Source organism: Methylobacterium sp. M6A4_1b (assembly GCF_053345175.1).
Window position 1 is genome coordinate 174,215 of record NZ_JBKEZQ010000006.1, and the last position, 25,790, is coordinate 200,004.

Annotated in this window: 22 protein-coding genes; 14 read left to right on the plus strand and 8 right to left on the minus strand. The window is 70.4% G+C overall.

The features are described 5' to 3' along the window. Window positions 1–135 precede the first annotated feature (135 nt). The 3 genes from ACLBWX_RS08875 to ileS all read right to left on the minus strand — a co-directional run bounded on the left by ACLBWX_RS08875 (window position 136) and on the right by ileS (window position 4,538). On the minus strand, window positions 136–774 hold the full coding sequence (locus ACLBWX_RS08875) for a hypothetical protein (protein ID WP_447676704.1): 639 nt from the start codon (window positions 772–774) through the stop codon (window positions 136–138). A 208-nt stretch (window positions 775–982) separates the two neighbouring features. Then, window positions 983–1,471 carry a signal peptidase II gene (lspA, locus tag ACLBWX_RS08880; protein ID WP_447676705.1) on the minus strand — a complete coding sequence of 163 codons (489 nt, stop codon included), beginning with the start codon at window positions 1,469–1,471 and terminating at the stop codon, window positions 983–985. A gap of 85 nt (window positions 1,472–1,556) precedes the next feature. Next, window positions 1,557–4,538, minus strand: coding sequence for an isoleucine--tRNA ligase (ileS, locus tag ACLBWX_RS08885; RefSeq protein ID WP_447676706.1), 2,982 nt, complete (start codon window positions 4,536–4,538; stop codon window positions 1,557–1,559). Window positions 4,539–4,942: 404 nt separating this feature from the next. Here ileS and ACLBWX_RS08890 point away from each other — a divergent pair, with 404 nt between their 5' ends. After that, the gene (locus ACLBWX_RS08890; RefSeq protein ID WP_447676707.1) at window positions 4,943–5,209 is read left to right on the plus strand and encodes a hypothetical protein; all 267 of its coding nucleotides are present in this window, start codon (window positions 4,943–4,945) and stop codon (window positions 5,207–5,209) included. Here the strand turns inward: ACLBWX_RS08890 and ACLBWX_RS08895 are convergent. Then, the gene (locus ACLBWX_RS08895) at window positions 5,200–6,087 is read right to left on the minus strand and encodes a DMT family transporter (protein WP_447676750.1); all 888 of its coding nucleotides are present in this window, start codon (window positions 6,085–6,087) and stop codon (window positions 5,200–5,202) included. The genes ACLBWX_RS08890 and ACLBWX_RS08895 overlap by 10 nt on opposite strands. Window positions 6,088–6,420: 333 nt before the next feature. On the opposite strand from ACLBWX_RS08895, the gene ACLBWX_RS08900 reads away from it, so the two are divergent. After that, on the plus strand, window positions 6,421–6,702 hold the full coding sequence (locus ACLBWX_RS08900) for a hypothetical protein (protein ID WP_447676708.1): 282 nt from the start codon (window positions 6,421–6,423) through the stop codon (window positions 6,700–6,702). 43 nt (window positions 6,703–6,745) lie between these two features. On the opposite strand, the gene ACLBWX_RS08905 is transcribed toward ACLBWX_RS08900, so the two are convergent. Then, window positions 6,746–7,366: a MarR family winged helix-turn-helix transcriptional regulator gene (locus ACLBWX_RS08905; RefSeq protein ID WP_447676751.1), complete on the minus strand. Its 621-nt coding sequence runs from the start codon at window positions 7,364–7,366 to the stop codon at window positions 6,746–6,748. A 338-nt stretch (window positions 7,367–7,704) separates the two neighbouring features. Between ACLBWX_RS08905 and rfbF the strand changes: the two genes are divergently transcribed. From rfbF to ACLBWX_RS08930, 5 genes are read left to right on the plus strand one after another with little or no spacing between them, the layout of a single operon-like run. Beyond that, complete coding sequence (gene rfbF / locus ACLBWX_RS08910) at window positions 7,705–8,472, plus strand: glucose-1-phosphate cytidylyltransferase (protein WP_447676709.1); 768 nt, start codon at window positions 7,705–7,707, stop codon at window positions 8,470–8,472. Window positions 8,473–8,503: 31 nt separating this feature from the next. Next, on the plus strand, window positions 8,504–9,610 hold the full coding sequence (rfbG, locus tag ACLBWX_RS08915) for a CDP-glucose 4,6-dehydratase (protein WP_447676710.1): 1,107 nt from the start codon (window positions 8,504–8,506) through the stop codon (window positions 9,608–9,610). Between the two features lie 5 nt (window positions 9,611–9,615). Beyond that, window positions 9,616–10,848 (plus strand): methyltransferase domain-containing protein, encoded by a 1,233-nt coding sequence (locus ACLBWX_RS08920; RefSeq protein WP_447676711.1) that lies wholly within the window; start codon window positions 9,616–9,618, stop codon window positions 10,846–10,848. A 4-nt stretch (window positions 10,849–10,852) separates the two neighbouring features. Next, a complete protein-coding gene (locus ACLBWX_RS08925; RefSeq protein ID WP_447676712.1) occupies window positions 10,853–11,383 on the plus strand; it encodes a dTDP-4-dehydrorhamnose 3,5-epimerase family protein in 531 nt (176 codons plus the stop codon). Further along, window positions 11,380–12,285, plus strand: coding sequence for an NAD-dependent epimerase/dehydratase family protein (locus ACLBWX_RS08930; RefSeq protein ID WP_447676713.1), 906 nt, complete (start codon window positions 11,380–11,382; stop codon window positions 12,283–12,285). The genes ACLBWX_RS08925 and ACLBWX_RS08930 overlap by 4 nt, the downstream gene beginning before the upstream one ends. Before the next feature lie 12 nt (window positions 12,286–12,297). Here ACLBWX_RS08930 and ACLBWX_RS08935 read toward each other — a convergent pair whose 3' ends face one another. Then, complete coding sequence (locus ACLBWX_RS08935; RefSeq protein WP_447676714.1) at window positions 12,298–12,684, minus strand: response regulator; 387 nt, start codon at window positions 12,682–12,684, stop codon at window positions 12,298–12,300. A 177-nt stretch (window positions 12,685–12,861) separates the two neighbouring features. Then, the gene (locus ACLBWX_RS08940) at window positions 12,862–14,115 is read right to left on the minus strand and encodes an adenosylmethionine--8-amino-7-oxononanoate transaminase (protein ID WP_447676715.1); all 1,254 of its coding nucleotides are present in this window, start codon (window positions 14,113–14,115) and stop codon (window positions 12,862–12,864) included. Window positions 14,116–14,543: 428 nt separating this feature from the next. Here ACLBWX_RS08940 and ACLBWX_RS08945 point away from each other — a divergent pair, with 428 nt between their 5' ends. From ACLBWX_RS08945 to ACLBWX_RS08960, 4 genes are all read left to right on the plus strand, one after another. Next, on the plus strand, window positions 14,544–16,559 hold the full coding sequence (locus ACLBWX_RS08945) for a TonB-dependent siderophore receptor (protein ID WP_447676716.1): 2,016 nt from the start codon (window positions 14,544–14,546) through the stop codon (window positions 16,557–16,559). A gap of 216 nt (window positions 16,560–16,775) precedes the next feature. Then, window positions 16,776–18,971, plus strand: coding sequence for a TonB-dependent siderophore receptor (locus ACLBWX_RS08950; RefSeq protein WP_447676717.1), 2,196 nt, complete (start codon window positions 16,776–16,778; stop codon window positions 18,969–18,971). After that, the gene (locus ACLBWX_RS08955; protein WP_447676718.1) at window positions 18,968–20,227 is read left to right on the plus strand and encodes a PepSY-associated TM helix domain-containing protein; all 1,260 of its coding nucleotides are present in this window, start codon (window positions 18,968–18,970) and stop codon (window positions 20,225–20,227) included. The genes ACLBWX_RS08950 and ACLBWX_RS08955 overlap by 4 nt, the downstream gene beginning before the upstream one ends. Window positions 20,228–20,299: 72 nt before the next feature. After that, window positions 20,300–21,313 (plus strand): bifunctional riboflavin kinase/FAD synthetase, encoded by a 1,014-nt coding sequence (locus tag ACLBWX_RS08960; RefSeq protein ID WP_447676719.1) that lies wholly within the window; start codon window positions 20,300–20,302, stop codon window positions 21,311–21,313. A gap of 49 nt (window positions 21,314–21,362) precedes the next feature. Here ACLBWX_RS08960 and ACLBWX_RS08965 read toward each other — a convergent pair whose 3' ends face one another. Continuing rightward, window positions 21,363–21,914, minus strand: coding sequence for a YcgN family cysteine cluster protein (locus tag ACLBWX_RS08965; protein ID WP_447676720.1), 552 nt, complete (start codon window positions 21,912–21,914; stop codon window positions 21,363–21,365). A gap of 303 nt (window positions 21,915–22,217) precedes the next feature. Between ACLBWX_RS08965 and ACLBWX_RS08970 the strand changes: the two genes are divergently transcribed. The 3 genes from ACLBWX_RS08970 (at window position 22,218) to ACLBWX_RS08980 (ending at window position 25,789) form a co-directional block, all read left to right on the plus strand. Continuing rightward, window positions 22,218–24,461: a transglycosylase domain-containing protein gene (locus tag ACLBWX_RS08970; protein WP_447676721.1), complete on the plus strand. Its 2,244-nt coding sequence runs from the start codon at window positions 22,218–22,220 to the stop codon at window positions 24,459–24,461. 120 nt (window positions 24,462–24,581) lie between these two features. Next, entirely contained in the window at window positions 24,582–25,196 is a 615-nt protein-coding gene (locus tag ACLBWX_RS08975; RefSeq protein WP_447676752.1) for a DUF1214 domain-containing protein, read from the plus strand. After that, window positions 25,184–25,789, plus strand: coding sequence for a DUF1254 domain-containing protein (locus tag ACLBWX_RS08980; RefSeq protein WP_447676722.1), 606 nt, complete (start codon window positions 25,184–25,186; stop codon window positions 25,787–25,789). Before ACLBWX_RS08975 ends, ACLBWX_RS08980 begins: the two co-directional genes overlap by 13 nt. Window position 25,790 lies beyond the last annotated feature (1 nt).

The following is a 25,790-nucleotide window of genomic DNA, read 5'->3' on the forward strand; positions in this document are numbered from 1 at the left end:
GGTCAGCCGCTTGCGAGGGCCATCCGTCATGTTGGCATTGCGCCGGCTCCGTACCACTGGGGTGCGTCGGAGGGGCAGGAAACGGGTTCTCCCGCGGCGCCCGCGACCCGCGCGGCTCCGCGCCGGACCCGCGGTTCAGTTCGCGGACCGTGCCCGCATGTAGGCGGCCGGATCGGATTCTTCGCGCTCGCGGTACGGGTTGTTCACCGGGTCGCCGTTGGTCTTGGCGACCTTGCGCGGCGGCTTGCGATAGCCGGTCGGCGGATCGGTGAGCACGTCGCGGTCGGGCTCCACCGCCGAAGGCTCCGCCACCTCGGCCGAGCGCAGGCCGAAGGGATTCGCCCAGAACGAGTTGCGGTCGTCGTTCTCGCCCTCGGGCCGGCCCGGCTCGGTGCGGGTCTGGGCGCCGGCGCGGCGCCCGCCACGCATCTCGTCGATGGAGAGGGTCATGTTGTTGTCGTTCATCCGGCCCTGCGCGCCGCGCACGATCGGCTTCCGGGCCTCCTCGCGCTCGCGCTCGCGCTGGACGATCTCGGGATCCTTGGGCCACTGCGCCGAGGCTTCCGGCTGGCGCGGCGGCGGCAGGGCCTTGCCGTCGAGCTTGGGCGGCATCACCAGGGGCGCGCGCTCGCGGTAGGTGATCGCGGGCTTCTCCGGCTCGATCAGGCCGATATTGCTGAGGGCGTCACGCATGAACACGCCCTGCTGCGCCTGAGCGCTCCCGGCGGTCAGAACGCCCGCCACCACCATCAGCAAACCGCGATGCCCGATCATGCTATCCCCGCTCTCCGCCCGGTCATGGGTCCCGGTTCCCCGAGCCCGGATGGTCGCCTTGTGCAGCGATCCTGATCCGACCTTCTCGGCCTGATCCCGGTTTCGGGCGATCGTATGGCGCCTTGACCGCAGTGCACCAGCCTCGCCGGCACAACGATCCCCGTTGTGGTTTACGGATCACAGGTCAGGCGGAAATGCCGATCACGGATCAGAGGCCGGAACCGGTGCTCCGGGGGGCGGGCCGGAGGCTGTCGAGGATGAGCCCGACGACGCCCGCGACGATCGCCACATCGGCGATGTTGAAGACGTACCAGGACCAGCTGCGCCAGTGCAGGTGCACGAAGTCGAACACGGCCCCGTAGGCCGCGCGGTCGATGACGTTGCCGATGGCGCCGCCCGCGACGAGGCCCAGGGCCACCGCCAGCAGGCGCGACTCCGCCCGCCGCATCCAGAGCGTCAGGCCGATGGCGGCGAGACAGGACACGCCCACCAGCACCCAGCGGCCGAGGCCGCCCTCCTGCTGGAACATCCCGTAGGAGACGCCCCGGTTCCATACCACGAGGAACTCCGCGAAGGGCGCGATCCGCCAGGGCTGCGTCAGCACGAGGTCGGTGCCGAAGTAGAGCCAGAGCTTCGAGGCCTGGTCGAGGACCAGGGTGAGGAGGAGCGCCACGAGCCCCAGGCGGAAGGGCGTCATGCGGGAGGACTTCATTCAGGAGGACGTCATGCGCAAAGTCGGGTCCTCCCCCCGAGGCGGGGGAAGGGAGGGCGCAGCGAGCGCGTCACGCGGCGTTCGTGCCGGCATGGGCGGCGTCCCACTCGCGCAGGGCGCGCGCGTCGCGCGGCGTCACGTCGGGGTAGTCCGGGTCGCTGCCGACCTCCGGCGTCACCCGCCAGGAGCGGGCGCATTTGCGGCCCTCGGCGAGGGCCGGCACCACGGCGACGCCGAGCACGTCGTCGAGGCGGAAGGCCTCGGTCGGGCCCTCGCCGTCCACGATGCGGATGGCGGAGGTGATGCAGATATCGGCGAAGTCGACGCCCTCGACCACGGCGCGCAGATCGGCATCCGCGATGTGCACGGTGGGTGCCGCTTCCAGGCTGGCGCCGATGCGCTTGGCCGTCCGCTCGATCTCCAAAGCACCGGTGACGACGCGGCGTACCCGACGAATGGTCTGCCAGCGGGCGGCGAGGGCGGCGTCCCGCCAGGCGGCCGGTGTCTCCGGCAGCGTCTGGAGATGGACGGAACCCGTCGGTGACGGGTAGCGATCGAGCCAGGCTTCCTCGGCCGTGAAGGCGAGCACGGGCGCGAGCCAGATCGTGACCCGGCGGAATGTCTCGTCGATGACCTGGAGCGCGGCGCGGCGCACCGGGGAAGAAGCCGGGTCGCAGTAGAGCACGTCCTTGCGCACGTCGAAGTAGAAGGCCGAGAGGTCGCCGGTCATGAAGCCGTTGAGGAGCGCCACCACCCGCTTGGTGTCGAAGGTGGCGTAGGCCTCGCGGATCTCGCCGTCGAGCTCGGACAGCCGGTGCCGGATCAGGCGCTCCAGTTCGGGCAGCTCCGCGTGGGGAATCTCGGTGCCGGGCTCGAAATGCGCCAGCGATCCGAGCATCCAGCGGATCGAGTTGCGCAGCTTCCGGTAGGTCTCGGCGAAGGTCTTGATGATCTCCGGACCGATGCGCAGGTCGTCGGCGTAATCGGAGGCCGCCACCCACAGGCGCAGGATGTCCGCGCCGGAATCCTTGATGACGTTCTGCGGCGCGACGACGTTGCCCTTCGACTTCGACATCTTCAAGCCCTTGGGGTCGAGGACGAACCCGTGGGTCAGGACGATGTCGTAGGGAGCACGGCCGCGGGTGCCGGCCGATTCGAGCAGCGACGACTGGAACCAGCCGCGATGCTGGTCCGACCCCTCCAGGTACATCACCGTATCGGAGCCGCCGTCGCGGCGGCGCTTGACGCCGGACAGTCCGGGGAACTGCTCCGGGTCGTCCAGCACGAACGCGTGGGTCGAGCCGGAATCGAACCAGACGTCGAGGACGTCCGTGACCTTCTCGTAGTCGGCCGGATCGTAGTCGGGGGCGAGGAACCGGGCGCCGTCGGCATCGGTGAACCAGGCATCCGCGCCCTCCGCGTGGAAGGCCGCCGCGATGCGCGCGTTCACCGCCGGGTCGCGCAGAACCTCGTGGGTGCCGCGCTTGACGAAGACCGTGATCGGCACCCCCCAGGCGCGCTGGCGCGAGACCACCCAGTCGGGCCGGTTGGCCACCATGCCGTTGATGCGGTTCCTGCCCTGGGGCGGGACCCACTGCGTCTCCTCGATCGATTTCAGCGCCACGTCGCGCAGGGTCTTCTCGCCGAGGGACCCGACCGGCCTGTCGAGGGCGATGAACCATTGCGGGGTGTTGCGGAAGATGACCGGCTTCTTCGAGCGCCAGGAATGGGGATAGCTGTGCTTGAGCGTGCCGCGCGCCACCAGGGCGCGGGCCTCCGTGAGGGCGGCGATGACCGCCTTGTTGGCGTCGCCCTTCTCGCCCTTGTGGTTAAGAACGAGTTTTCCCGTGAAACCGGGTGCCTCGTCGGTCAGCGCACCGTCCGCGTCCACGGTGTAGGGGATGCGGGTCTCGATGCCGCGCTGGGCCAGCGCGCGGCCATTGGCCATCCAGACCTCGAAATCCTCGCGGCCATGGCTCGGCGCCGTGTGGACGAAGCCGGTGCCGGCCTCGTCGGTGACGTGCTCGCCGTCGAGGAGGGGAACGGCGAAGTCGTAGCCGGACAGGTGGCCGGCGAGCGGATGGCTCAGGGTCAGGCCGGCGAGTTCGGCCGGCGCGACGTCGCGCAGGCGCTCGAAGGCCTCGACGCGGGCGCTCGCGAAGACCGAGGCGGCCAGGGCGTCAGCGAGGACGTACAGGTCACCGACCTTGGCCCAGTTGTCCTCGGCCGCTGCCGTGACGCGATGGAGGCCGTAGGTGACCTTGCGCGAATAGGCCACCGCCCGATTGGCCGGTATCGTCCAGGGCGTCGTGGTCCAGATGACGACCCGCGCCGCCGCGAGATCCTCGGTCGCCCCCTCGGTGATCCGGAATGCCGCGAAGATCGCGTCGCTGACGACGTCCTCGTACTCCACCTCGGCCTCGGCGAGCGCCGTCTTCTCCACCACCGACCACATCACCGGCTTCGAGCCGCGATAGAGCTGGCCCGTGGTCGCGAAGGTCATGAGTTCGCGGGCGATCGCGGCCTCGGCCGGGAAGGACATGGTGACATAGGGATGATCCCAGTCGCCGGTGACGCCGAGGCGCTTGAACTCGCCGCGCTGCACGTCGAGCCAATGGGCCGCGAAGGTCCGGCACTCCTGGCGGAACTCGATGACCGGCACGTCGTCCTTGTTGCGGCCCTTGGCGCGGTACTGCTCCTCGATCTTCCACTCGATGGGCAGGCCGTGACAGTCCCAGCCCGGCACGTAGTCGGCGTCGTAGCCGAGCGTCCCCTGCGCGCGGACGATGACGTCCTTCAGGATCTTGTTGAGCGCCGTGCCGATGTGGATGTTGCCGTTGGCGTAGGGCGGGCCGTCGTGCAGCACGAATTTCGGCCGCCCGGCGGCCTGCGCGCGGATCTGCCCGTAGAGGTCGGTGGCGGCCCAGCGCTCCAGCAGCAGGGGTTCGCGCACCGGCAGGCCGGCCCGCATCGGGAACTCGGTCTGGGGCAGGAACAGGGTCTTCGAATAGTCGCGGGCAGGGGCCGCGGCGGGGGAGGTCTGGTCGCTCATGGGATGTCTGTGAGGTCTTCGGCGCGGATCGTCATTGAGGCGGTCGGCGGGCAGGACTGCCCCCCGGGGCCGGCGGAACGGAGGCGAGTCGTCGCCCTCCCGGCCTTCGCATCGGCCCGCCGCGGCGGCCCTCAGGCGCAGGCCGGGCTCATAATTCGAGGCCGGGACGCGCTCGGCACGCCGAACCGCCCGCGCGGATCACCATCAACGCACATGCGGCGGCTTCTAGCAGCGGCGCAGGCGCGAGACCAGCGAGCTTTCGGCCTTCCGCGCGCCGCGCATTTTCCTCGGGACCTTTTTCAAGCTCGGCCGTTGTCCCGCACGCGTTCGGGTGCCGTCCGGCCGTTCGCCGGGAACCAAGTCCAAGGGGTGACCGAGACGCGCCGTCACTGGGAGATACGATCATGAGAAAAGCTCTGCTCGCCGCCAGCCTCGTCCTGTCCGCCTTCGCCCTGTCGGGCACGGCCGAAGCCCAGGGCCTGCCGGGCGGCATCCGCCGTGGCGCGGCCGAGGGCGACCGGGTCGCCGGTCCGGTGGGCGGCATCGTCGGCGGTGCGGTCGGCGGCGCGGTGGGAACCGTGAACGGGGCGCTCGGCATCGATCCGGGCCGTCGCGCCTATCGCACCCGCATGAAGTCGCGCCGCCACTATCATCACCGCCGTCACCGCTGAGGGGATGCGGGATCCTGCGCCGCGTGCCGTGCGTCCGTCCGACGCCGCGCACGGGGGGTGGATTCCTGGGCCAGGAGGTAGAGCCCGGACCCGATGACGATGGACGCGCCGATCAGCGTCCATCGGTTCGGTACGTCGCCGAAGATCAGGTAGCCCAGCATCACCGACCAGAGCAGCTGGGTATAGATGAACGGAGCCAGCACGTTGGCCGGCGCCCGGGCATGAGCGAGCACCAGCAGCCAGTGTCCCAGAGTGCCGAACAGGCCGACTCCGACCAGCAGCGCCCAGGTGCTCCACGCCGTCGGCGTCGTCCAGATCCAGGGCAGGACCGGGCTCATCACCGCGAGCCCGGCGAGCCCGGAATAGAAGACCGTGGTGGCCGTCGAATCGACGCCGGCGAGCTTACGCGTGGTCAGCACGTAGAACGCGTAGCACAGCATGTTGCCGATGCTGAGGAGCACCGCGGGCTGGAACGCGCCGATGCCGGGCCGCACGATGACCAGCACGCCGAGGAAGCCGACCGCCACCGCCACGAGGCGCCGCGGCGAGGACCATTCGCCCAGCAGCGGGCCGGCGAGCAGCGCCACCATCAGGGGCGTCGCGAACTGGATCGACAGGGTCTCGGCGAGCTGGAGCTTGCGCAGGGCCAGGAAGTTGAGGGCCGTCGACCCGAACAGCAGCAGCGAGCGCAGGACCTGAAGCGTGAGCCGGTTCGTCCGCGCCACGCCGGGCGTCCGTATCGGATTGAGGACCATCAGCACCAGGGTGACGTTCACCGCGTAGCGCATGAAGGTCGAGAGCAGCGGATCGACGCCGAGGCCCGCCAGGGTCTTGGCCGAGGCGTCGAGGCAGGCGAAGAACGCCAGCGTGCCGCACATCAGCGCGATGCCGGCCGGGCGCCGGCTGGCGGGCGCGGCGCCCCCTGGTTCTGGCCTCACGATTCGATCCCGATGCGCGACGGCTTTCCGGCCGGCCCGGACGACGCGTCGGAGGGAGCTTTAGAGCAGGGTCCCGGTCCCGCACACCCGCGTCGCGGTCGGACCGGCCGCGCACTGGCGACACGGGCTCACGACGGTTGCGGCGCGCGCGTGGGCTTCGATACCGATCGCTAACCTTCGGTTGCGATTTGGGCGACGGATCGCGTCGCATCCACGAAATCTTATCGATGTCCGCCGCATGCTCGTCCGCGCATCACCGGCGGAGCGCTGTCCATGGCGAAGGTCATACCCTTAATTGCGACCTTCGGGCTGATCTGCCTGATGGTTCTCCCGGCACCGGGGATCCTCGGGCTCATGATCGGCCTCGCCTGCACGATCACCATCGTGATCTGCGCGGCCGTTTGGCTGTTCGACCGGGCCGCCACGCACATCGCCCTCTTCATGGAGCGGACCGGCGAGCGCCTCTTCCGGCGCCGGGCCGTCCATGCGGGCTCCGGCATGATGCGCAAGGCCAAGCCGTCGAAGGCCTTGACCCCGCGAGCAAAGCCCGTCTGACCGGGACGGACCGGCAACACCCCTCGTCGCAACGATCGCGCGGCTACAGCGCGCCCGGCACCGTCAGGGTGTCCGGCTCGTCCTCGTCCATCTCGGAATCGCCCTCGACTTCGTGACCGGTGACGCCGGAGACCTCGGCGAGGTTGCGCGCCGCCTTGCGCAGGAGCTTTCGCAGCCGGCGCTTCTCCTTGCCGTCGAAGCCGTCGAGGAGTTCGGCCTCGACATCGTCCCACAGCCGCTCGATGGCCGCCGCCTTGGCGAGGCCCGTCTCGGTGAGGCGCACCCGCACGATCCGGCCGTCGCCGGCCTCGGCGCGGCGCTCGACGAATCCGAGGGCAGCGAGGCGCGAGATGGTCTTCGAGGCGGTCGGCGGACGCACCCGCAGGGTCGCGGCGAGGTCGCCCATCGTCATGGTCCCGGCCGCGGCCAGCGCCTGCACCACCTGTTCCTGCCCGGCGAAGAGGTCGAGGGCGGCCAGGCGATCACCGACGCGGGACCGATGCAGGCGGGCAGCCTGGACCAGGGCCCAGCCCACGCTCTTCGAGCCCGGAGGCCGCAGCCGCTTGTCGGACTTGCTCATGCTCCGCTCGCCATCCCTGTCGTCGCGCGTCTCGGGGAGCGAGGCCATCGCCGCGCGGGCCGAGCCCTCGCCGGGTTCGGCCATCCCGCGCTCGTCAGCCGCCCGCATCGCTCATCCTCTTCGACATGATAACCCGCGGGTGGTAGGCCCGCGCCGGTCCATCCGGGCGCATCCACCGGCAACCGTGACCGTCCACCGTGAGGGGGGCATGACCGGCGCGTATGAAGCTGCGATGACAGAGCCCCTGGATCGAAGCCGTCCCGGTGGGAAAAGTCGGCTAAGGGGTCCGTTCGGGCGCCTGCCTGGACGAAGCCCGACCCCTCGATTAAGCGTTGCGGACCGGCGCCGACGCTCCCCGGGATCTGTGAAGATCTCTCGGGAACTCAGAGATTCCCCAGGACCCGAAGACCCCGCAGGCCCCCATGAAGGCAGTCATCCTCGCAGGCGGTCTCGGCACGCGCCTCTCCGAGGAGACGGTGACCCGCCCCAAGCCCATGCTGGAGATCGGCGGCCGACCGATCCTGTGGCACATCATGCAGATCTTCGCCGCCCACGGGGTGCGCGAGTTCGTGATCTGCCTCGGCTACAAGGGCTACGTCATCAAGGAGTTCTTCCTGAACTACCGGCTGCACCTGTCCGACGTGACCGTCGACATCGGGCGCGGCCACGTGGACTTCCACCGCAGCACCGCGGAGGACTGGCGCGTCTCGCTGATCGAGACCGGCGAGACCACGATGACGGGCGGGCGCCTGAAGCGGGTGCGCGACTATCTCGGCGAGGACGACTTCTTCATGACCTACGGCGACGGCGTCGCCGACGTGGACCTCACGGCCCTGGCCGCCTTCCACCGGGCCCACGGCAAGCTCGCCACCCTGACGGCGGTGACGCCGCCGGGCCGCTTCGGGGCGCTGGAGCTGGAGGACGGCACGGTGCGGCGCTTCCGCGAGAAGCCCGCCGGGGACGGGGCGACCATCAACGGCGGTTTCTTCGTGCTCTCGCCGCGCGTGCTCGACCGGATCGCGGGCGACGCCACGGTCTGGGAGGCCGAGCCCCTGGAGGGCCTCGCCGCCGACGGCCAGCTCGCGGCCTACGTCCACGCGGGCTTCTGGCAGGCCATGGACACCCTGCGCGACAAGAACCACCTCGAAGCCCTGTGGGCGGGGGACGCGCCGCCCTGGAAGTGCTGGTAGTCTGGCGCCTCACCGGAGATCGTTTCAGAGCGTGCAGCCCTCGCCCTTCCCCCTGCCGCGCACGCGCGACCCGAACCCCGATCCCGCCTTCTGGGCCGGGCGGCGGGTGCTCGTCACCGGCCATACCGGCTTCAAGGGCGGCTGGCTCTGCCTGTGGCTCGAGCGCCTGGGCGCGCGGGTGAGCGGGCTGGCGCTGTCCCCCGACACCACGCCGAGCCTGTTCGAGGCGGCCGGCATCGGTGCCGACCTCGACTCGCACCTCGCCGACATCCGCGACGCGGCGGCGGTGCGCGCGTGCCTCGCCGCCACGCAGCCCGAGGTCGTCATCCACATGGCGGCCCAGGCCCTGGTGCGCGCCTCCTACCGCGATCCGCTGGCCACCTACGCCACCAACGTGATGGGCACGGCCCACGTGCTGGAGGCGGTGCGGGCGACCCCCTCCGTCCGGGCCGTCGTGGTGGTGACGAGCGACAAGGCCTACGCGAACCGCGAATGGCCCTGGGGCTACCGCGAGGAGGAGGCCCTCGGCGGCCACGATCCCTACAGCAGCTCGAAGGGCTGCGCCGAGCTGGTGGCGGCGGCCTACCGGGCCTCGTTCCTCGGCCAGCAGGATTGCCGGGTCGCCACCGCCCGGGCGGGCAACGTCATCGGCGGCGGCGACTGGTCGGAGGACCGGCTCGTGCCCGACATCGTCCGTGCCTTCGCGCTGGGCGAATCCGTGGAGATCCGCGCCCCCCACGCCACACGGCCCTGGCAGCACGTGCTCGAGCCCCTGAGCGGCTATCTCCGCCTGGCCGAATGCCTGTCCGGCGAGGCGGGCGCGCGCTACGCCGAAGCCTGGAATTTCGGCCCGGCCGACGAGGATTGCCGGCCGGTGGCCCACCTCGTCGACGAACTCGCCCAGGCCTGGGGGTCGGATGCCCTGTGGCACCTGTCGGAGGCGATCCACCCGCACGAGGCGACCTTCCTCAAGGTCGATTCGGCCAAGGCCCGCGCCCATCTCGGTTGGGACCGGCGCCTGCGCCTCGACACGGCCCTGGCCTGGACCGCGGCCTGGCACCGGGCGCAGGCCGGCGGCGGATCGGCCCGCGACCTGACCCTGGCGCAGATCGGCGCCTACGAGGCTCTCGGAGCGTGAACGGCGTGAACGGACTTCGTCCCTGCCGCGTCTGTGGCGCGCATCTCGACCGGAGCCTCGTCGACCTCGGGCTGTCGCCGCTCGCCAACGCCTACGTGCCGGCGGACCGGGCCAACCGCGGCGAGACCTTCCACCCCCTCCACGCCTATGTCTGCGACAGTTGCTTCCTGGTGCAGCTCGAAGCCTTCGAGACGCCGGAGGCGATCTTCTCGGATTACGCCTACTTCTCCGGCTTCTCGGCGGGCTGGCTCGCCCATGCGGAGGCCTATGTCGCCGCCATGCAGGCGCGCTTCGGCCTTGGGGCCGAGAGCAAGGTCGTGGAGGTGGCGAGCAACGACGGCTACCTGCTGCAATCCGTGGTCGCGCGGGGCATCCCGGCCCTCGGGGTGGAGCCCGCCGCCAACGTGGCGGCGGCGGCCCGCGCGCGGGGCGTGCCGACCGAGGTCGCGTTCTTCGGAGCCGAGACCGCCGGGCGCCTTCGCGCCGCGGGTCACGCGGCCGACCTGATGGCGGCCAACAACGTGCTCGCCCATGTGCCCGACCTCCACGATTTCGTGGCCGGCTTCGCCATCCTGCTGAAGCCCGCGGGTGTCGCGACCTTCGAGTTCCCGCATCTCCTGCGCATGATCGAGCAGCGCCAGTTCGACACCATCTACCACGAGCACTTCTCGTATCTCTCCCTCGGGGTGGTGATCGGTGTCCTGCGCCAGCACGGCCTGCGCGTGTTCGACGTCGAGGAATGGCCGACCCATGGCGGCTCGCTGCGCGTCTTCGCCTGCCGGGAGAGCGCCGCTCACGCCCCGACGGAGGCCCTGGAGCGCGTGGTGCGGACCGAGTGGGCGGCCCGCCTGTTCGAGCCCGCCGGCTATGCGGGCTTCGGGCGGGCGGTGGCCGACGTCAAGTGCGCGGCGCTGAGCTTCCTCATCGCGGAACGGGAGGCGGGCCGGACGGTCTGCGCCTACGGGGCGGCGGCCAAGGGCAACACCTTCCTCAATTATTGCGGCATCGGCCCCGAGTTGGTGCGGGCGGTGGCCGACCGCTCGCCGCACAAGCAGGGCATGCTGCTTCCCGGCAGCCGCATCCCGGTGGTCTCGCCGGAGGCGCTGCTCGCGCTGCGGCCGGACTGCGTCCTGATCCTGCCCTGGAACCTGCGCGACGAGATCGCCGCCGAGATGGCCGCGATCCGCGCCTGGGGCGGACGCTTCGTCACCGCGATCCCGCATCTGGACGCGTTCTGAGCCCATGCGCTTCGAGACCCTGCCGCTCGCCGGCGCGTACCGGATCGTCCCCGAGCCCCATGCCGACGCGCGCGGCTTCTTCGCCCGCACCGCCTGCGCGGAGGATTTCGCCGCGCGCGGGCTGATCGGCGCCTTCGCGCAATCCAGCATCTCCTACAACGCCCGGCGCGGCACCGTGCGCGGCCTGCACTTTTCCGCCGAGCCCCACGCGGAGACCAAGCTGGTGCGCTGCACGGCCGGAGCGATCCACGACGTCATCGTCGACCTGCGGCCGGACTCCGCCACCTACCTCCGGGCCTACGGGACCGAGCTCAGCGCCGCGAACCGCCACGCCCTCTACATCCCGGCCGGCTTCGGCCACGGCTTCCAGGCCCTGAGCGACGGCGCGGAAATGCTCTACATGATCGACCGCCCCTACGTGGCCGGCAGCGCCCGGGGCCTGCGCTGGAACGACCCGAGCCTCGACCTCGTCTGGCCGGAGCCCGTCACGGTGATCGCCGAGCGCGACCTCGCCTATCCCGACTGGGTCCGGTGAGCGGGCGCGTCCTCGTCACCGGTGCGGCCGGCTTCGTCGGGCGCCACGCCGTGCCGGCCCTGCGGGCGCGCGGGTTCGAGGTCCACGGCGTCGGGCGTGCCGCGTCGGCGGCGGCGCACTGGCACGCGGCCGACCTGCTGCTGCCCGAGGCGCGCCGCGCGCTGATCGCGGAAATCCGCCCGAGCCATCTCCTCCACCTCGCCTGGGATGCGGAGCCCGGCCGCTACTGGACCTCGGCCCGCAATCTCGACTGGGTCGCGGCCACCCTCGACCTGGCACAGGCCTTCGCGGCCGCCGGAGGCCACCGCTTCGTCGGCGTCGGCACCTGCGCCGAATACGCCTGGGGCGCGGCCCGGCTCGACGAAGCGACGACCCCCTGCCGGCCCGCGACGCTCTACGGCGCCGCGAAGGACGGCACGCGGCGCATCCTGTCGGCGCATGCCGCGCAGCACGGCCCGAGCTTCGCCTGGGGCCGGCTGTTCTATCTCTACGGCCCCGGCGAGCGCCGCGGGCGGCTCGTATCGGACGCGGTCCACGCGCTGATGGCCGGGACCGCGTTCCCGACCTCGCACGGACGCCAGCGCCGCGACTTCCTCCACGTCGCGGATGCCGCCGAGGCTCTGGCCGCCCTGGTGGCGGGCGACGTGAGCGGGCCGGTGAATATCGGCTCGGGGGCGGCGATCCCGGTGCGTGCGCTTCTCGAAGGGCTCGCCGCCCGACTCGGGGGCGCCGAGGCTCTGGACTTCGGCGCCCGGCCCTTGAGCCCGACGGAACCGCCCATCATCGAGGCCGAGACCCGCATCCTGACGGAAGCCGTCGGTTTCCGGCCGCGTTTCGATCTGGCGCGCGGCCTCGACGACACCGTCGCGTGGTGGCGTGCCCGTAAGAGCGCGCCAGGCTGACGGATCATCCCCTCAGCAGGGCAGCAGGCCCCTGAGCTGGGACAGGATGTCCTCGCCGGTGCAGGGCCGGGCAATGAACTTGGCGCCCTTCGGCATCCGCTCGGGATCGGGGGCGGCGCGGCCCGAGACGATGACGATGGGCAGCTGCGGGCGGGCCTCGGACACCGCGGTCGCGAGCTCGAAGCCGTTGGTCTTGCCGGACAATTCGACATCGGTGACGAGGCCGCAGATGTCGGGGCGAGCCTGGAGGATGCCGAGCGCCCGCTCGGCCGAGGCGCATTGCACGGTGTCGTAGCCGCCATTCTCGAGAACGTCGCCGAGGTCCATGATCGTCAGGGCCTCGTCCTCCACCAGCAGGATCACCGGCCGGTCGTCGTTCGCCTTCGCCTCATCCACCACGATGCACCCTCCAGCCTGTCTGGCCGCGGGCCCCGCCCGGGACCGGGCCCCTCGCGTGGAGCCGGAAGGCTCGCAGGGCGCGATCGAGGACTCCGGAAATTCTGGACCTGGGGCCAGCGCAACGTCATCCCAACGAGCGACGGGGGCGTGGGTTGCACCGGGTGCAGGGTCTCGCCGTCAGGCGGCGGTCTCCCGCACCACCGCACGCATGGCGTCGAGGAGGTCGGCCAGGTCCTGCGGAGCGATCGTCAGCGCGGGCGTCAGGTAGACGATGTCGCCGAACGGCCGCACCCAGGTGCCCCGCGCGAGGAAGCGGCGCTTCAGCTCGGCGAGATCGGGCGGCGCACGGAACTGCACCGCCCCGATCGCCCCGAGGACCCGGATGTCGGCCACGTGCGGCAGGTCCCGCAGGGGTTCGAGCCCGTCCGCGAGGACCGCCGCGATGGCGGTGGCCTGGGCGAGGCGCGGCTCGCGCGCGAACAGGTCGAGGCTGGCATCGGCCGCCGCGCAGGCGAGCGGGTTCGCCATGAAGGTCGGTCCGTGCATGAGGGCGGCGGCGGGATCGTCGGAGAGGAAGCTCTCGAACACGGCCCGCGTGGCCACGGTGGCGGCCAGCGCCATCGTGCCGCCGGTGAGCGCCTTCGACAGGCAGAGGATGTCCGGCACGATGCCGGCCTGCTCGCAGGCGAACAAGGTGCCGGTGCGCCCGAAACCCGTGAAGATCTCGTCGGCGATGAGCGGCAGCCCATGGTGTGCCGCCAGCCGCGCCACGGTCGCCAGCACCTCGGGGGGATGCATCCGCATGCCACCGGCCCCCTGGACCAGGGGCTCCACGATCACCGCCGCCAGGGTCTGGCGCTCGGCCGCCAGGGTCGCGTCGAGGGCGGCGGTCTGCGCCGCCGTCCGGGGCAGATCGCAGAAGACCTGGGTCGGCAGGTAGGCGCCGAAGCGCCGGTGCATGCCCTCGTCGGGGTCGCAGACCGACATCGCCCCCAGGGTGTCGCCGTGATAGCCCTCCCGGAAGGCCAGGATGCGGGTGCGGCCGGCGACGCCCCGGTTGATCCACATCTGGACCGCCATCTTCAGGGCGACCTCGACCGCCACCGAACCGGAATCCGTGAAGAAGACGTGGTCGAGGTCGCCCGGAAGCAGGGCTGCGAGGCGCGCGGCCAGCCGCTCTGCCGGGGCATGGGTGAATCCCCCGAACATCACGTGCGGCATCGCCTCGAGCTGCGCCGCCACGGCGGCGCGGATGTGGGGATGGTTGTAGCCGTGGGCCGCCGTCCACCACGAGGCGATGCCGTCGATCAGCTCGCGCCCGTCGGAGAGCACGATGCGCGACCCCTGCGTGCGCACGGCCTCCAGCGGCGGGGCCGCCCCCCGCATCTGTGTGTAGGGCCGCCAGAGATGGGGGATGCGCGGGCTGTCCATGGCCCGCAGGGGATGGGCCGGCGCAGACCTCGGGTCAAGGCGGGGCGCAATGCTCCGCGCGGGACCCGGGATCATTCGGCAGGAAGTTTAGTTTGTGAAATATATCGATGTTCCGAGATATATAACAACACACTTAGACATATTCCAATATACAGCGTAGCTATTGTTATAAAACCAAGACTATCCTACGGCAGATCGAACCCCGCTCAGGAGCGATCATGTCCCGTCAGGCCCGACATCATCACCGCACCTCGTCCTGCGGCCGGAAACCTGCGGGTCCCGTGGCATGGATCTCGACGCGGTGGATTTCGGCGGGATGGATCTCGGGAGCCGCACTCCTGCTTCCGGCCGGGCCAGCGGCTGCGCAACAGCCCGAGTTCTCGTCCGTCGCCCTCGATGAGATCAGGGTTGCGGGCGACGGCGGGGCGGTGATCGGCTACCAGCCCCGGCGCACGAGCTTCGGAGCGGGGTCCGACACGGCCCTCCTCGATACGCCGGCCAACATCGCCATCGTGCCGGGCGCCGTGCTGCGCGATCAGCGGGTGCTGAGCCTCGACGAGGCCCTGCGCAACGTCAGCAGCGTGGTGCAGACCAACAGCCTCGGCGGCACGCAGGAGGCCGTCATCCGGCGCGGCTTCGGATTCTCCCGGGACAGCTCGATCCTGCGCGACGGGCGCCGCACGGTTCTGCAGCAGAACTTCAACCATGCCATCGAGCGGGTCGAGGTGCTGAAGGGCCCGGCCTCGCTCCTCTACGGCATCTCGGAGCCCGGCGGCCTCATCAACCTCGTCTCGAAGCGACCGGACTTCACGCCGCGCGGCTCCCTCGACCTGACCGGAACGAGCTTCGGCGGCGGCCTCGTCCAGGCCGACCTCACGGGTCCGATCCAGGACACCAACCTCGCCTACCGGGTCGTGGGCGACTTTCAGGACTACGCCTACTGGCGCAATTTCGGGCAGATCCGCCGCCAGGTCGTCGCCCCGTCGATGACCTGGCGCGGCGACGACACCACCGTGACGGTGGGCTACGAGTTCGCGCACTACAGCATCCCCTTCGACCGGGGCACCACCTTCGACCCGCGCACCGGGCGCCCTCTGCGGGTGCCGCGCGACCGGCGCTTCGACGAGCGCGTCAGCAAGGTGGACGCCACGAGCCACCTCGCCACGATCGATGTCGACCATCGGTTCGACGAGGATTGGAAGCTGCATTTCGGCTACAGCTATTCGCGCTTCGGCTACGACGACAACCAGATCCGACCCGTCGCCTACGATTCCGGCACGCGCCTCCTGACGCGCCGGGCGGACGCGACGCGCGGCGGCGATTTCGAGGCTCACGCGGCGCGCCTCGACCTGACGGGACGCTTCGAAACCTTCGGCCTGCGCAACGATCTCCTCGCCGGAGCGACGGTCGAGCGGATCGACTATTATCGGAAGACCAGCGTGCGGGGACCGAACGTGGGCGGCTTCGATCCGTTCGCGCCCGTCTACGGCCTGATCGGTGCCTCCGACCGGGTCTCGCTGGCAGCCAGCAACAACCGCGACCGCCTGAGCAACACCAGCCTCTATCTTCAGGATTCGCTCCACCTCACCGACCGGCTCATCCTGGTGGGCGGGATCAGCGCCCAGATCTACGACCAGCTCGCCTATGCGGGCCGCCCCGCCGTGATCTCGACCGCCATCGACGGCGTGAAGCCGGTGCCGCGGGCCGGGCTCGTCTACAAGCTCGCGCCCAATCTCTCGCTCTATGGCAGCTACACGCAGTCCTTTCGCCCCAACGTCACCGACCTCGACGTGACCGGGGCCCTGCTGCCGGAAGAGGGGACGGCCTACGAGGTGGGGGTCAAGGCGGAGGTCGCCGACGGCCTCCTGATCACCGGCGCGATGTTCGACGCGGAGAAGAGCAACGTGCTGATCACCCAGGTGATCGACGGCACCCGCTTCGGCTCCACCGCGGGCAAGGTGCGCTCGCGCGGCTTCGAACTCGATTTCGCGGGGCAGATCCTGCCCGACTGGGCCGTGATCGGCAGCTACGGCTTCACCCAGGCGGTCGTCACCGAGGATCCGGTGCTCGCCGGCAAGCAGCTCCAGAACACGCCGCGCGTCACGGCCTCGCTGTTCCTCACCCACCAGCTCGGCGCCGTCACCGAGGCGACGGCGTTCGGCTCGACCCTCCTCGGCCCGGGCTTCCTGGAGGCCGGGTTCGGCAGCCGCTACGTCGGCGCGCGGCCCGGGGACGCCGCCAACAGCTTCAGCCTGCCGGACTACGTGGTCTGCGACGCGTTCCTGTCTTACCGGACCCAGGTGAACGGCCTGCCGACCACTCTGCAGCTCAACCTGAAGAACCTGTTCGACGAGACCTATTATCCCTCGGCCGGCGCCAGCAACCTGCTGGTGGCGGTGGGCGAGCCCTTCCAGGCTCTGGTCACCGCCCGCGTCGCCTGGTGAGCGGGCGCGCCGAAGCCGGGTGGAATGCCGGGTCACCTCGGATTCCGATACCGGGACGAACCGGCCGGGCTGATCTTGCGTTCACTGCGCGAGGTCCAAGAATCATTCCAGAATTCGACTTCTCTTCTGTTTTTGAATGCTTCTAATCTTGATATCCACAATGGAAATTCCGCAGGGGAGCCGATAGAGGTACCGGCTTCCTCGCACGGACCCGTCATGCCTTCCGCTCCCCGTACCTTCGCCGCCACGCGGCGGCCCCTGCCGACCGGCCTTCTCCTGCTCCTCGCCACCGGGACCGCCGTGCAGGCCGAGCGCGCTTCGGACCAGGCGGCCTCGCCGTCCGCCGTCACCCTCGAGGAACTCAGCGTGGCCGGCCTGGGCAACGGACTCGCCACCGTCGGCTACCAGCCCAGGCGCTCCACCTTCGGGGCGGGCGCCGACACCGCGATCCTCGACACGCCGGCCAACATCGCCGTGGTCTCCGCCGGGGTGCTGCGCGACCAGCGCGTGCTCTCGCTCGACGAAGCCCTGCGCAACGTCAGCGGTATCGCCCAGACCAACAGCGTCGGCGGCACGCAGGAGGCGGTGGTGCGGCGCGGCTTCGGCACCTTCCGCGACGACTCGATCCTGCGGGACGGGCGCCGCACCGTGCTGCAGCAGAACTTCAGCTACGCCATCGAGCGCGTGGAGGTGCTCAAGGGCCCGGCCTCGCTCCTCTACGGCATCACCGACCCGGGCGGCCTGATCAACCTCGTCTCGAAGCGGCCCGAATTCACCCCGCACGGCTCGCTCAACTTCACGGGGACGAGTTTCGACGGGGGCCTCGTGCAGGGCGACCTCACCGGACCGATCGCGGGCACCACCCTCGCCTACCGGATGGTGGCCGACATCCAGAGCTACGCCTACTGGCGCAATTTCGGCCATCTCAGCCGGCAGGTCGTGGCCCCCTCGCTGACCTGGCAGGGCGACGACACCACCGTGACGGTGGGCTACGAGTTCGGCCATTACCGCGTGCCCTACGATCGCGGCACGATCTTCGATCCCCGCACCGGGCGCGCCTTGCGGGTGCCGCGCGACCGCCGCTTCGACGAGCGTTCGAGCGCGCACGCGGCCACCAGCCATCTCGCCACCCTCGACGTCGACCACCGCTTCGACAACGCCTGGAAGGTCCACTTCGGCTACACCTATTCCCATCTCGGCTACGACGAGGACCAGATCCGGCCGGTCACCTACTTCCCGGCCACCGGCCTCCTCACCCGCCGGGCCGACGGCACCCGCGACGCGGACTTCAACGCCCACGTCGCCCGCCTCGACCTGACCGGCGGCGTCGACACCTTCGGCCTGCGCAACGACCTCCTGGCCGGGGTGACCTACGAGAACATCGACTACGGCCGGCCCGACATCATCCGGGGTCCGAACCGGGCGGGGTTCAACCCGTTCCGACCGGTCTACGGCACCCTCGCGGCGGTGCCGGTGGTCTCGCCCGCCGACAGCAACCTGCGCGAACGCTTAGTGAATACCAGCCTCTATCTGCAGGACTCCCTGCACCTCACCGACCAGTGGATCCTGGTGGCCGGGGTCAGCGCGCAGATCTTCGACCAGTTCGGCGCCAAGGGGACGCCGGCGGTGGCCTATACCGATATCGACGGGGTGCGGATCCTGCCGCGGGTCGGCCTCGTCTACAAGCTCGCCCCCAATCTCTCGCTCTACGGCAGCTACGCGCAATCCTTCAAACCCAACACCTCGCTGGCCAACATCGTCGGCGCCCTCCCGCCCGAGGAGGGCGAGGCCTTCGAGGTCGGCGTGAAGGCGGAGATCGCGGACGGGCTCACGGTGACGGGCGCGATGTTCGACATCGACAAGGCGAACGTGCTGGTGACGCAGGTCAACGGTCAGGGCCTCACCATCGCGACCACCGCCGGCAAGGTGCGCTCGCGCGGGTTCGAGCTCGACGTCGCCGGCCAGATCCTGCCCGACTGGGCGGTGATCGCCAGCTACGGTTTCACCCAGGCCGAAGTCACCCAGGACCCGGTGCTGGCGGGCAAGCAGCTCCTCAACACCCCGCGGGTCACCGCCTCGGCGTTTCTCACGCACCAGTTCGGCGCGATCGCCGAGGCGACCGATTTCGGGTCGAGGCGCCTCGGCGCGGGATTTCTGGAAGCGGGCTTCGGCGCGCGCTATGTCGGCGCCCGACCAGGGGACGCCGCCAACAGCTTCTCCCTGCCCGAATACGTCGTCTGCGACGCGTTCCTCGCCTACAACACCCAGGTGAACGGCTTGCCGACCACGCTCCAGCTCAATCTGAAGAACCTGTTCGACCGCACCTCTTATCCCTCCTCGGGCGGCAGCAATCTGCTGGTGGCGGTGGGCGAGCCCTTCCAGGCCCTCGTGACGGCGCGGGTGTCCTGGTGAGACACCTGCGCGCCATCCTGTTCCAGTTGCACTGGCTGCTGGGACTCGGGGCCGGCCTCGTCCTCGCGGTGGCGGGCGTCACCGGCGCTCTCCTGAGCTACGAGGATGCGATCGGCGAGATCGTCGATGCCGATCTGATCCGGGTCGCGCCCCGGGCGGAGGACCCGCTCGCGCCGGACGCCCTCCTGGCCCGCTTTCATGCCCAGCGTCCCGACACGGTGGCGAACCTCACGCTCGCGGCCGAGCCCGGCACCGCCGCGTTGGTGCGGCTCGGGCGCGACGCCGCCACCGGCCAACGTCCGCCGTCCCTCTACCTCGATCCGTATGACGGCACGGTACGGGGCGCGGCCCGGATGGAGGAGACCTTCGCCACCATCCGGCGCCTTCACCGGTGGCTGCTCCTGCCCGGCGATGGCAAGGGCTGGGGGCGGACCGTGACCGGCGTGAGCGTCATCGCGCTCCTCGTGCTGCTCTGCACCGGCCTCTACCTGCGCTGGCCGAAGGTGATGACCTGGCGGATCTGGCTGAAGCCGAACCTGCGGCAATGGGGCCGGCCGACCTACTGGTCCCTGCATTCCGTGGCCGGCACTTGGGTGCTGCCGGTCTACGTCGTCATCGGCCTCAGCGGCCTGTGGTGGTCCTACGACTGGTATCGCGACGCCGCCACCGCGCTCCTCACGCGTGGCGAGACCATCACCCGGATGGCGGACGGCAAGCCGCCGGCAGGCAAAGAGATTCCGCCGGCAGGCAGGAAAGGCTCGCCGGCGGGCCAGGACGAGCGGCAGCCCCCCAAGGACAAGCCCGGCCGGAGGGAGGAGGGGCTGGGCGCTCCCGGCGCGCCGTCCCTCGACACGGCCTGGGCGGCCTTCCGCGCGGTGGATGCGGGCCGGTTCACCCGCGCGACGCTGCTGCTGCCGGGGGGCTACGCCGGCCCCGTGCGGGTCCGCTCCGAGAACCGGAACGGCTGGCGCGACGACACGCGGGTCGAGGCCGCCACCGGCCGGATCCTCGTGCACGAGGTCGGCGGAGAACGTTCGCTCGGCGTCCGGATCGCCGGCAACATGCTCGACGTGCACAGCGGGCGCATCTTCGGCCTCCTCGGCCCACCGATCTTCCTCGTCGCGGCCCTGCTGATGCCGCTCTTCCTGGTGACGGGGCTGCTGCTCTACATCGGCCGCCGCGCCGCCAAGGCCCGGCGTCGCGGACGGTCCGCGCCGGCCGCCGCCGCGACGCCCGCGATCGGCCCGCGCGCTTGACCCCCCGACCGGTTTTCGACAGGTTCCGCCGCCACAGTTCCCGACCCCGACCGCTGCAACTTCCGAGATCCGATGTCGTCTGGCGACGAATCCGCCGTCCCGCCCGCCGCATCCGCGCGCGAGCGACGCTTCACGATCTGCCGCGAGGACGAGCCGGTGCCGCCCGCGATCGCCGGCGCCATCGCGGCCATCGGCAATTTCGACGGGGTGCATCTCGGCCACCGCGCGCTGATCGCCGCCGTCCGCGAGACTGCCCGGGCGGCGTGCCATCCTGCGGTGGCGCTCACCTTCGAGCCGCATCCGCGCGCCTATTTCGCGCCGCATCTCCCCATGTTTCGCCTCACAGACGCGGACGCCAAGGAGATCGTCTTCGCCCATCTCGGCCTCGACGGGCTGATCGTGCGCCGCTTCGACGCAATCCTGGCCGGGACCAGTGCGCGCGACTTCGTCGAGGGATTGCTGGTGCGTGACCTCGGGGTGGCCGGGGTCGTCATCGGCCACGACTTCCATTTCGGACGAGGCCGCGAGGGTACGCCTGCCCTGCTCGCCGACCTCTGTGCGCAGGCGGGCCTGAGCTGCCGCATCATTCCGCCCGTGGGCCTGAACGCGGGTGCGGAGCCAGTCTCGTCGAGCGCGATCCGGGCAGCGCTGGCCGAAGGCGCGGTGGCGCGGGCCAACGCCCTCTTGGGCTACCGCTGGTTCGTCTCCGGCGAGGTCCGCCACGGTGACAAACGCGGGCGAACCCTCGGCTATCCGACCGCCAACGTGGCGCTGACCGCCTGCAATCTCGCCCACGGCATTTATGCGGTCCGTGTGCGCCTGCCCGACGGACGGGTGACGGACGGGGTCGCCAGCTACGGCCGGCGCCCGACCTTCGATGACGGCGCTCCGCTCCTTGAGGTCAACCTGTTCGACTTCTCCGGCGATCTCTACGGCCAGACGATCACGGTGGAGTTCCTGGGCTACATCCGTGGCGAGGTCCGCTTCGACGGAGCGGAGGCCCTGATCGCCCAGATGCATCGCGACGCGGCGGAGGCCCGCCGGATCATCGCCGAGGACCTGGTGCCCTCGATGTTCGACGCCTGATCCGATACCGGGCTGATCACAGGGACCGCCTGGATCCGGCCTCCGGCGCTCAGTCTTCGTCTTCCTCGGTCTCGGGTGTGCGGTTGGGCCAGGTGACGATCCGGTCGAGGAGTTCGTCGGCCGTGAACTCCTCCTCGTTGCCCGACACACGGCCCCGCACGGAGATGCCGGCCTCGTGCACGCTGGCGGCGCGGCCCGATAGGAGGGGATGCCAGTCGTAGAGGTCGCGGCCCTCGCGGATGAGGCGATAGGCGCAGGTCGGCGGCAGCCACGGGATCGTACGCACGGCTTCCGGCGTCAGGCGCACGCAGTCGGGCACCCGCTTCTGGCGCCGGGCATAGTCCCGGCAGCGGCAGCCATGGCCGTCGAGGAGGGTGCAGCCGACATCGGTGTGGTAGACTTCCGCCGTGTCCTCGTCCTCGAGCTTGAGGAGGCAGCAACGGCCGCAGCCGTCGCACAGGCTCTCCCATTCGGCCGGCGACATCGCCTCCAGGCTCTTGGTCCGCCAGAACGGTTCCAGGGCCGGAGCGAGGGTTTCGGGCGGTGCGGTTTCTGGAAAGGCCCGCGGCGTTGGGGAACGGGCGGCCGAGCGGTCCCGCATGGGGAACACCTTGGGCTGGGAGCGACGAGAATCCGAGTGATCCGCCCCTGTGCCGCAACGCGGAGCCCGGAGCAAGCGTTGCCGGCGCGGGGCATGACGCCACGCGCGGCGTCGGATTTCCCGCGCCACCGGCCCGCCCCATTCCAGGATCAAGGTTAAGAACAGGTTATGGCCTGCGGCGGCGGGACGCTTGCCCTTGTCGAGCGTTCCCATCAACGAAGCCTCGCGGCCGGACGCAGGTGTTGGTAGGGTCGCGCGGATCGGCGTCGTGCCGGATCGGGGTGCGGAAGGACTGGAACTCAGGTGCGCCTGCCCAAAGCGACGTCCTTCACGACACGGATCAAGCGCGCCGCCCTTGCCTTCGATGCCTGGGTGAACGCCAGCCTCTACGATGGCAGCCGCTCGGCCGGCGAGACCTACGAGCGCTTCCAGGAGCGCATGAACGTCTTTTCGGTTCGGGGCTGGAAGCGGTTCGCCCTCGACCTGACCAGCGAGGGGGTGACTCTCGGCACCGGCGGCGCCGTGGTGATGTTGGCTCTGGCGCAGCCCGCCTTCAACCTCACCAGCGACAACTGGCTGAAGGCCCAGGATCTCGCCGTGACCTTCCTCGACCGCTACGGCACCGAGGTCGGACGGCGGGGCATCAAGCACGACGACTCGCTGAAGCTCGACGACTTCCCCGACATCATGATCAAGGCCCTGGTCTCGACGGAGGACCGGCGCTTCTACGAACACTGGGGCATCGATCCCATCGGCACCGCCCGCGCGCTGGTGTCGAATTCGCGCGGCGGCGGCAACACCCAGGGCGGCTCGTCGATCACGCAGCAGCTCGCCAAGAACCTGTTCCTCACCAACGAGCGCTCCCTCGAGCGCAAGGTCAACGAGGCCTTCCTGGCGCTCTGGCTGGAGAGCCACCTCTCCAAGAACGAGATCCTGAAGCTCTACCTGGACCGGGCCTACATGGGCGGCGGCACCTTCGGCGCCGTGGCGGCGGCGGACTATTATTTCGGCAAGCCGCTCAAGGACATCACCCTGGCCGAGGCGGCGATGCTCGCCGGCCTGTTCAAGGCGCCGACGAAGTACGCGCCCCACGTGAACCTGCCGGCGGCGCGCGCCCGCGCGGCCGACGTGCTGCACAACATGGTCGAGGCCGGCTTCCTCACGGAGGGTCAGATCCAGACCGCCCTGCGCAACCCCGCGACGCCGGTGACCCGGACGCGCGACATCACGGCGGACTACTACCTCGATTGGGCGTTCGGCGAGATCAAGCAGATGGCCGATGCCGGCCGCTTCCGCAACGACCGCGTCCTCACCGTGAAGACGCCCCTCGACCTGACCATTCAGCGTCGGGCAGACGAGGCGGTGCAGAATACCCTGCGCCGCTTCGGTGACCAGTACGAGGTCGACGAGGCCGCCATGGTGATCCTCGATCCCGACGGCGCCCTGCGAGCGATGGTCGGCGGCGCCGATTACGGCGAGAGCCAGTTCAACCGCGCCACCGATGCGCTCCGCCAGCCAGGCTCGTCCTTCAAGCCCTACGTCTACGCCGCTGGCCTCGCCGCAGGCCTCTACCGCCCGGATACCCGCGTCGTCGACCGGCCCGTCTGCATCGGCAACTGGTGCCCGCAGAACTACGGACGCTCGTTCTCGGGCGCCACGACGCTCACGGTCGCGGTGGCGAAATCCATCAACACCATTCCGATCCAGGTCTCGATCGCCTTGGGCAAGGCGATGGGCATTTCCCATGAAGCGCGGGCGGCCGCCGCCGGACGCAAGAAGATCATCGAGACCGCCCACGCCATGGGTATCACCACGCAACTGACCGATTCCGTCTCCTTGCCCATCGGCTCGGCGGAGGTGAACGTGATCGATCAGGCCGCCGGCTACGCCGTGTTCGCCAATGGCGGGCGCCGGGCCAAGCCCTACGCGGCCATGGAGGTGCGCAACTCGTCCGGCGACCTGATTTATCGCCACGCCGACGAGCAGGTGCAGCAGGTCCTCTCGACCCAGGTGGTCGCCGACATGAATTACATGCTGACCAAGGTGGTGGAGGAGGGCACCGGCAAGCGCGCGGCGCTGGAAGGCATCAAGGTCGCAGGCAAGTCTGGCACCACGAACGCCTATCGCGACGCCTGGTTCGTCGGCTACACCGGCAATTACGTCGGCGCCGTCTGGTTCGGCAATGACGACCACACGTCCACGAACAAGATGACCGGCGGCTCGCTCCCCGCCATGACCTGGCACGACGTGATGGAAGTTGCTCATCAGGGGATCGAACTGAAGCCGATGCCCGGCCTGAAGGATCCGGGGCGGGCGGTGGCACAGTCGAGCCAGAGCGCGGCGCCGGTCAACGCGGCAGCGAGTGCGGCCGGCAAGCTCTCCCGGCGCTCTTTCGAGGTCATCGGCAGCATGAACGGGCTGTTCCGCCAAGTGGAGAAAACCTCCGCCAAGGCGCCCGAGAAGACCTCGGCCCTCGAGCCGGTGCACGCGCCCGGCGCGGTGGCCGAGGGGGTCCGCGCCGTCGGCGGCCGCATGGGCACACCGTAAGCGGCGATCATGCGCATGACATTGGCCGAGACGGTCGCGCGGTTGCGCCCGGACCAGACACGAACGCCCTCCTCCGCGACCAAGAGGCCGGGCAGCGCCGCCAAGGCAGGCGGGCGCACGATGCACGTGCTGCGGCAGGGGGTGCAGCGGGCCTCGATCCTGTCCCTGGTGCTCTACGCCTTGGCCCTCGGCGCAGGGATCGGCCTCGTCACCGCCGATTATGCCACGCGTGGCGGCTATCCCTTCGGCGGCGTCCGGGTCGGGGCATGGACAGCATGGCCGAAAGTCGGCTCGGTGGGCGCCGACCCCTACAGCCGGGCGGTCAATGCCCGGCGGGGCGAAATCCCCCTCGCAGTCGGCGAGGGCATGCTCCTCACGGCCGACCAGGACGAGTCCGGCCGCGGCCTCGACGCCACCTGCACCTACCGGGTGGCGGGGGTTACACCGCCAGCCCGCGCCTGGACCGTGACGGTGGCCGGGCGCGGCCCACGCGATCCGGAGGCCGCGCCGATGCGTGAGGGCTTCACCGCCACCGAGATCCTGCGCGAGACCGACGGGCAGTTCGTGATCACCCTGTCGCCCGAGGTGCAGCCGGGCAATTGGCTGCCGATGCCGCGCGCCAAGGGGGCCGTGCGTCTGGCCCTGCGCCTGTACGACACGCCCGTGGCAGCCAGCGCAGGAAACCTCGACCGCGCGTCTGTGCCGTCCATCACCCGTACCGGATGCACCCCGTGACGCCGCGGGGACGCTTTCTCGTCGCCACCCTGTCGGGGCTGGTGCTGGCTGGCCTGGTGCACGTGGCCACGGTGCTGCTCATCCCGGGTCTGGCGCAGTCCGACGCCTTATCGCGGGCGCGCTCCGGAGAGAGCCTCGACCACCCCTTGGCGGTCAACACGGTGGCCACCGGCGACACCGCTCCGCCGGTCGAAGCCTGGCTTCCGATTCCCGATCCTGCGGTGGCGGTCGGGCTCTGCGCCTACAATCTCAGCGAGGGACCCATGCGCGTCTCGGCACGCACCGGCACACTGATGCTGTCGCTCGCGGTGCACGGGCCGCGTGGCGCCTTCTACGCCGTGACGGATCAGGCGGCGGTCCGCGGCGCCCTCGACCTCGTGGTGCTCACACGGGCACAATATGACGAGGCGCTCGCCAATGCCGACGAGGACGAGGTCAGCCACGACGTCCGCATCGTCGCCGGTGAGGTCCGCGGATTCGTGGTGGTGCGTGTGATCGCGGCCCTGCCGAGCCAGCGTGCGGCAGCCGATGCGGCGGTGCAGGCGGTCTCGTGCACCGTCGACAGCCCCGGCGACGAGAAATCCGGCGGCTGAG

Bases quoted from the DNA above. Each gene is read 5' to 3' on its own strand.
- ACLBWX_RS08965 (WP_447676720.1), bottom strand. From the start codon at position 21,914: ATGCGGGACCGCTCGGCCGCCCGTTCCCCAACGCCGCGGGCCTTTCCA.
- ileS (WP_447676706.1), bottom strand. From the start codon at position 4,538: ATGAGCGACCAGACCTCCCCCGCCGCGGCCCCTGCCCGCGACTATTCG.
- ACLBWX_RS08905 (WP_447676751.1), bottom strand. From the start codon at position 7,366: ATGGCCGAACCCGGCGAGGGCTCGGCCCGCGCGGCGATGGCCTCGCTC.
- ACLBWX_RS08895 (WP_447676750.1), bottom strand. From the start codon at position 6,087: ATGTGCGGCACGCTGGCGTTCTTCGCCTGCCTCGACGCCTCGGCCAAG.
- ACLBWX_RS08875 (WP_447676704.1), bottom strand. From the start codon at position 774: ATGATCGGGCATCGCGGTTTGCTGATGGTGGTGGCGGGCGTTCTGACC.
- ACLBWX_RS08890 (WP_447676707.1), top strand. From the start codon at position 4,943: ATGAGAAAAGCTCTGCTCGCCGCCAGCCTCGTCCTGTCCGCCTTCGCC.
- ACLBWX_RS08925 (WP_447676712.1), top strand. From the start codon at position 10,853: ATGCGCTTCGAGACCCTGCCGCTCGCCGGCGCGTACCGGATCGTCCCC.
- lspA (WP_447676705.1), bottom strand. From the start codon at position 1,471: ATGACGCCCTTCCGCCTGGGGCTCGTGGCGCTCCTCCTCACCCTGGTC.
- ACLBWX_RS08940 (WP_447676715.1), bottom strand. From the start codon at position 14,115: ATGGACAGCCCGCGCATCCCCCATCTCTGGCGGCCCTACACACAGATG.
- ACLBWX_RS08960 (WP_447676719.1), top strand. From the start codon at position 20,300: ATGTCGTCTGGCGACGAATCCGCCGTCCCGCCCGCCGCATCCGCGCGC.
- ACLBWX_RS08950 (WP_447676717.1), top strand. From the start codon at position 16,776: ATGCCTTCCGCTCCCCGTACCTTCGCCGCCACGCGGCGGCCCCTGCCG.
- ACLBWX_RS08975 (WP_447676752.1), top strand. From the start codon at position 24,582: ATGCACGTGCTGCGGCAGGGGGTGCAGCGGGCCTCGATCCTGTCCCTG.
- ACLBWX_RS08980 (WP_447676722.1), top strand. From the start codon at position 25,184: ATGCACCCCGTGACGCCGCGGGGACGCTTTCTCGTCGCCACCCTGTCG.
- rfbF (WP_447676709.1), top strand. From the start codon at position 7,705: ATGAAGGCAGTCATCCTCGCAGGCGGTCTCGGCACGCGCCTCTCCGAG.
- ACLBWX_RS08900 (WP_447676708.1), top strand. From the start codon at position 6,421: ATGGCGAAGGTCATACCCTTAATTGCGACCTTCGGGCTGATCTGCCTG.